Raw genomic sequence first — 6,227 nt, 5'->3', positions numbered from 1 at the left:
CGATTTCAGCAGCCCCGAGATTGATAGGTCCGGTATTACGGATAATCAGTTCAAACCTTCTAGTGATCTCGGCGAGAACAAAACCTATTACTGGCGGGTGCGTGCTCACAACCAATGGGGCGATAGTTCTTGGTCAACCGTTTGGCACTTTACCACCGGGGGGGAGACGGGTACGCCCCCGGACGCCCCCAGCCTCATTTACCCGGAAAACGGCCAGACTGACGTAGAGTTGCGCCCCACATTCCAGTGGACAGCAACGATGTCTTCAGGCTGGGCGCCCTTCGAGCAGGTCTCGTCGAGCACATCCGCGACCAATGCTACAGGCGCAAATCGTTTGACAGAAGCCGCCACCGCAGCCTACCAAGCGTCAACCACTCAAGCGCAACTCCACCGCATTCGGCAAAGCGCCGAAGGGTACAATCCCTTGTCGCCGGCCGAGAGCTACCGCATTCAGGCGGACGACAACTCTGACTTCAGCAGCCCCGAGATTGATAGCTCCGGTATTACGGATAATCAGTATAGACCTTCTAGTGACCTTGACGCGCAAACAAGATATTACTGGCGTGTGCGGGCTCACAATCAATGGGGCGACAGCGACTGGTCCGCCGTCTGGAGTTTCACCACTCGGCCGCCCTCAGATGAACCACCCGAAATCCCACAACTTATCTATCCCGATGATGGCGATACCGACGTTCCTGTACGCCCTACTTTCCTCTGGACTGCGACCCGAACCATCGGCGGAACTCTATACGGCCATAGCAGCACTTTTGGTCGCATCTCACCGGCGGAGGACTATCATATTCAGGTGGATAATGAGCCGAGCTTTTCAACACCGCGAATCATTGATGCTGAGTATATCCCCACAAACGAGTACACACATGACAGTGACCTGGACTACGGAACAGACTACTACTGGCGCGTCCGGGCGCGTAACGACGCCGGATACAGCGATTGGTCGGGGGCATACAGCTTCACTACAGAAGAATCACCAGAATGGCACATCGAGACCGTGGATTCGGCGGGAATCGTAGGCGAGTACACCTCTCTGGCGCTGGATTCCTCCGGCTACCCCCACATCTCGTATTACGACCAAACCAACGCTGATCTAAAATACGCCAGTTGGAACGGTAGCACTTGGCAGATAGAGACTGTTGACTCAGCGGGAATAGAAGGCTGGTGGACCTCTCTGGCGCTGGATTCCTCCGACCGCCCCCACATCTCGTATTACGACAACACCAACGAAGATCTGAAATACGCCAGCTGGAACGGTAGCTCTTGGCAGATAGAAACCGTTGACTCGGCGGGACGCGTAGGCTGGTGGACCTCTCTAGCGCTGGACTCCTCCGGCCGCCCCCACATCTCGTATTTCGACGAGACCAACAGTGATCTAAAATACGCCAGTTGGAACGGTAGCTCTTGGCAGAAGGAGACTGTTGACTCGGCGGGATACGTAGGCGTCTACACCTCTCTTACGCTGGATTCCTCCGGCTACCCCCACATCTCGTATTTCGACGGGACCAACAGTGATCTAAAATACGCCCGCTGGAATGGTAGCTCTTGGCAGATCCAGACCGTGGACTCGGCGGGAGACGTAGGCTACTACACCTCACTGGCTCTGGATTCCTCCGGCTACCCACGTATATCTTATTACGACCAAACCAACAGTGATCTTAAATACGCCCGCTGGAACGGTAGCTCTTGGCAGATAGAGACCGTGGATTCGTCGGGAAACGTAGGCGAATACACATCTCTGGCGCTGGACTCCTCCGGTCGCCCCCACATCTCGTATCGCGGCTACGGATATTTAAGATACGCTCGCTGGACCGGCAGCTCTTGGCAGAAAGAGACAGTGGACTCGACGGGAAACTTAGGCTGGTGGACCTCTCTTACGCTGGATTCCTCCGACAACCCGCACATCTCTTACTACGATGACAGCAACTTTGATCTTAAATACGCTTACTGGGAATGAAGCGGGGTCGGCGGGGTTACTTACAAAGTCTGGTGACGATAAGACAAGGGGCTTGAGCCCCTTGTTTATTAGTGAGGACCGAGAGGGTTACTCCGGTGTTCATTCAAAAAGGCGGGGGCGCATCCCGCCTTCTTATTGCCCCTCACCCTTCGCGAACGGCGAAGAGCAACTTGGTGATAACGAAGGCCACCTTCGGGTAGCTTCAAAGTTACAAACCTTGGGCGTATCTACAACCTGGACAGAGAAATCCCTCGGACCAGCGGACTTCTATAAGGGAGTTCTGATAAGCCTACTCGGTTATGAACCAATCACGGCTTTTGAAACACGACGACGCTCTCACGAGATGGTTTCCGGTCATACTTGCTAATCTGTTGTGCGCTGTTGCCACGCTTAATTTGGCATCTCTTAACATACCCTTGCATAAAGTATAAACACGCAGTCTACACATATAAAGTAATAATAAACCTCCTCGGGTAAGGAGGTTCTGTCAACATACCACATTGCGGTGGATTTGGCCGCAATAAACCTCCTCGGGTAAGGAGGTTCTTTTTTTACTCAAATCCTACCTAGTGATGACGATACGTTGAGATAATGAGGCGGTGCTCGTGCTCAACCGTGCGACGTAGACGCCCGGGGGCAGGTTGGAGGCGTCGTAACTAATTTCGTGTCGTCCTGGAGCGGTGGGGAGACTCACTGAGGACTCCAAGAGACGGCCGGAGAGGTCGTAGAGCGAGAGCTCTACGTTTTTCGTCCCCTCCGGGAGGTAGTAGCTGAGGATTACCCGGTCCGCAGCCGGGCAGGGGTAGGGAGTGTAGAGGGTGAATCTGCCGGCGTCGAGTCCCGGCCAGGCGGCTTCAACGGGACCAAAGGTGCGAACGGTGCCGTCGGGAAGCGTGGCTTCGAGGGTGTAGAGGTGGGTGACGTTCGGCTCGGCGTCGCGGTCCAGGTAGCGGTAAATCGCGTCGCCGGAGAGATTGACCAAGTGCTCACCGTCGCGCTCCAGGCGCCAATTTGAGCCGACTAAATCTTCCTCCTCGCGCCAGGAGAGGAGGATGCCGTCGCCATCAGAAGAGGCCTCTAGGTGGGGCTCATCGACAGCGAAACCGTCAAGGGTGTACTGGTACCAGAGGTCGCAATCATCTGCCCACGCAATACATACAAAACCGTTATTATGGTTGATGAATCTGAATTCGTCGCTGTAAGGCCAGTAAATAACCTCATCGCTGATGTAATCAAAATCTTCGTAAATATCTCCCTCTAAATCAAGGCGTCCGAAAACAAAACGATTATCTCTAATACCTAAGACCGCGAGATTACCGTTATTATACATAATGCCAAGATAACCAACTTCTCCATCCCAGTCAGGCGGAAAGAACTTCTTGTACCCCGTTACTTCATTTCCATCAGTATCCATTGAGTAATAGATACCGCCACGTGTGTAATCGAGTACCCCCCCCAAACCATGTGAATGATGTCGGAATCGTCAATGGTAGCGTCTATTCCACCGTCATCGAAATTATCCACCATGAAGTTAGAAAGAATCTTTGATTCATACTCACCGGCTGAATCGTGTGGGACCTTAGCCCAGCATACTTCCGTAACACTCGGATTCATCCACTCAAATTCTAAAGTCTGGTCAAAGAAAAGGTGTGCGTTACCCTCGGAGTCAACCTCAACCTCCCAATTGTCATTCAGGTTCTGATAATATACATCGTGATGAGAAATTGTTATACCCCGAATATCCAGTCTTTCCTCCGTATCCGGGTTATAACGTGTGTATGCTAGCGTATCCTTCCCGTTATAATCAACCATGTAGGCCAGGTGGATTGTATTATCTGCTTCAATAACAGCTGATGGCCAACTGTGGTTACTATACCCTGTCGTATCTGTGTAGGCGAAAAGAGATGGACCTTCAAGTATATCACCGTCTGATGAGATATGAGCGTACCAAAGGTTGTCGGTTACACCTTCAAAGCGAATATAAAAGAGATAAAGCGTATTATCCGATGCTATAACGCAAATTGGGAGATCTTCCCAAACACCAGTGTTAATTACTGGTTTTGGCCCTAATAAAACATTCCCAGCTTGATCAATCTTCGTTAAATATACATCCGAATCACCGTCCCAATACCGATGTATTATGACATAATTCTCCTCCAACTCCAAAGTAATGAATGGCTTATCAAACTCACTATATTTAACACCGTCAGCTACTAGTACAGGTTCAGACCAGCCTTCGTAAACGGCGAAGGTGGCCGCGACGGGGATGAGTAAAAAATCAAGGACGAGCTTCTTCATAAACTTCAACACCAAGATGAGGAAAATCCCATCTAAAGTCTAGCACAAACACGGTCGGGGTTTCCGGTGCCCCCGGGGGCGCCTTGACCACGCAAACGGAGGATGCTACAATGCCCCGCGCGCCGCTGTAGCTCAGTTTGGCAGAGCAGCTCACTCGTAATGAGCAGGTCCTCGGTTCAAGTCCGAGCAGCGGCTCCACGACCCCCCGCCGGGGGTCATCTTGTTGGTTTGGGCGCGCATTTCCGTTATACTTGCACGCGACACATCCTCGCGACCGAGGGACCGGGATTTGCTGAAGAACTGGCGCTTCTGGCTGGGCGTGGTCATCTCCGGGGGGCTCCTCTGGTGGTTCTTCCACGACGTGGACCTGGAGGGGCTGGGCCGGGGCTTCGCCCAGGCCAACTACCTGATTTTAGTCTGGTGGGTCGTCCCGCTGGCGGTGAGCTACATGCTGCGCATCTGGCGCTGGAAGCTCTTCCTGGACTCCATCCATCCGGTGAAATTCCTGAACGCTGCGAGCGGGACGATGATAGGCTTCATGGCCAACGGCGTCTTGCCCCTGCGGGCGGGGGAGCTCATCCGGCCCTACGTGGTCACCCGCAATTCGGGGTACAAGTACTCCAGCGCGCTGGCCACGGTCATCTTCGTCCGCATACTCGACGGCCTCGTCATCATGGCGATTTTCATCTGGATGCTCTTCCTCTTCCCCTTCGGCGGGATGGTGAAGATGGGGCTGGCCATCGCGGTGGGTGCGGTGTACGTGACGGGATGCCTGGCGCTGGTGTTTCTGTACTACCGGCGCGACCCGGTGGCGAAGATTCTGTCGCTCCCGGCCCGTCTCTTCGGGAAAAAGACGCGGGAGAAGGTCCGGGAGTTCTTCGTGAATTTCGGCGACGGGCTGCACATCTTCAACCACAAGGGACGGCTGTGGGCGGCCGTGGGGCTGTCCTTCGCCATCTGGGGCACGGCGGTGCTTTCTTACGTGCCCATCATTCAGGCGATGCCCTTCGCCGGGCTGACGCCGTGGTTCGCCGCGCCGTTCACGCTGGCCTACGTGTGCCTGGGGGTGGTCTTCCCCTCGGCGCCGGGATTCCTGGGCATCTTCGAGCAGTTCGGCTACCTGGGGCTCACCACCTGCGCGCCGGCCATCGTCGGGGTGTACGGCGAGGCGGGTAAGGGCATGGCCGGGGCCTTCGCCATCCTCCTGCACGTGACCCAGGTGCTCCCGTACATCGTCGTGGGGCTGATTTTCCTCGTCCGGGAGGGCCTGAGCCTGGGGCAACTGCAACGGGGTCGGCTGAAAGAGGGCTCCGGGGTGGACGCCGCGGCGGCGCTCCGGGACATGGACGACGAGGCGGGGAAAAAGCAGTGACAAGGACCGAGGGGCTCGTGTTCGCGCCGGCGACCGCCGACCGTTGGGACGACCTGGAGCGGCTGTTCCGGGACGGCCACCCGTTCCCGGGCTGCTGGTGCATGTACCGGCGCAACAGGCGCAAAGACTTCGAGAAAAATTACGGGGAGGAAAACCGCAAAAATTTCCGCCGCATCATCGAATCCGGGGATGTACCCGGCATCCTGGCCTACTCCGGTGGTGAGCCGGCGGGCTGGTACTCGGTGGCGCCCCGGGAGACTTTTCCCGTCCAGGACCGGTCGCCGGTCCTGAAGAGGGTGGACGACGAGCCGGTGTGGTCCATCACCTGCTTCTTCATCCCGGAGCGGCACCGCAGGAGCGGGATGTCGGAGGCCCTCGTCGGCGCAGCCGTGGATTACGTCGAGGAGCGGGGCGGCGGGGTCGTCGAGGCCTACCCGCTCATCCCCGAGAAGAGCAAGAACCCGGAAATTTCCGCATACATGGGCCTTTTCTCGACTTATATGAAGATGGGATTCAGAGAGGTGTCCCGGCGCTCCCCCATGCGGCCCGTCGTAAGGTATTATCTCGACGGGTAGCATCCAACCTAAG

General features: G+C 55.6%; 5 protein-coding genes and 1 tRNA gene. 4 read left to right on the top strand and 2 right to left on the bottom strand.

The window, feature by feature from the left end; genetic code table 11:
- Nucleotides 1-805: 805 nt before the first annotated feature.
- Entirely contained in the window at nucleotides 806-1,969 is a 1,164-nt protein-coding gene (locus VM054_10760) for a hypothetical protein (GenBank protein ID HUT99537.1), read from the top strand.
- Between the two features lie 562 nt (nucleotides 1,970-2,531).
- Here VM054_10760 and VM054_10755 read toward each other — a convergent pair.
- Both VM054_10755 and VM054_10750 read right to left on the bottom strand, forming a co-directional pair.
- On the bottom strand, nucleotides 2,532-3,383 hold the full coding sequence (locus VM054_10755) for a T9SS type A sorting domain-containing protein (GenBank protein ID HUT99536.1): 852 nt from the start codon (nucleotides 3,381-3,383) through the stop codon (nucleotides 2,532-2,534).
- On the bottom strand, nucleotides 3,359-4,267 hold the full coding sequence (locus VM054_10750) for a hypothetical protein (protein ID HUT99535.1): 909 nt from the start codon (nucleotides 4,265-4,267) through the stop codon (nucleotides 3,359-3,361). The genes VM054_10755 and VM054_10750 overlap by 25 nt, the downstream gene beginning before the upstream one ends.
- A 121-nt stretch (nucleotides 4,268-4,388) precedes the next feature.
- Between VM054_10750 and VM054_10745 the strand changes: the two genes are divergently transcribed.
- The 3 genes from VM054_10745 to VM054_10735 all read left to right on the top strand — a co-directional run bounded on the left by VM054_10745 (nucleotide 4,389) and on the right by VM054_10735 (nucleotide 6,214).
- Nucleotides 4,389-4,465 (top strand) — tRNA-Thr (locus VM054_10745).
- A 91-nt stretch (nucleotides 4,466-4,556) separates the two neighbouring features.
- Nucleotides 4,557-5,639 carry a lysylphosphatidylglycerol synthase transmembrane domain-containing protein gene (locus VM054_10740; GenBank protein ID HUT99534.1) on the top strand — a complete coding sequence of 361 codons (1,083 nt, stop codon included), beginning with the start codon at nucleotides 4,557-4,559 and terminating at the stop codon, nucleotides 5,637-5,639.
- Nucleotides 5,636-6,214 (top strand): GNAT family N-acetyltransferase, encoded by a 579-nt coding sequence (locus VM054_10735; GenBank protein ID HUT99533.1) that lies wholly within the window; start codon nucleotides 5,636-5,638, stop codon nucleotides 6,212-6,214. Before VM054_10740 ends, VM054_10735 begins: the two co-directional genes overlap by 4 nt.
- Nucleotides 6,215-6,227: the final 13 nt, after the last annotated feature.

Source organism: bacterium, assembly GCA_035528375.1.
In the GTDB taxonomy this organism is placed as follows: domain Bacteria; phylum RBG-13-66-14; class RBG-13-66-14; order RBG-13-66-14; family RBG-13-66-14; genus RBG-13-66-14.
This window is presented reverse-complemented; position numbering and strand designations above follow the sequence as displayed.

Coding starts and splice junctions, on each gene's coding strand:
- VM054_10755 (HUT99536.1), bottom strand. CDS start 3,383: ATGGATACTGATGGAAATGAAGTAACGGGGTACAAGAAGTTCTTTCCG.
- VM054_10750 (HUT99535.1), bottom strand. CDS start 4,267: ATGAAGAAGCTCGTCCTTGATTTTTTACTCATCCCCGTCGCGGCCACC.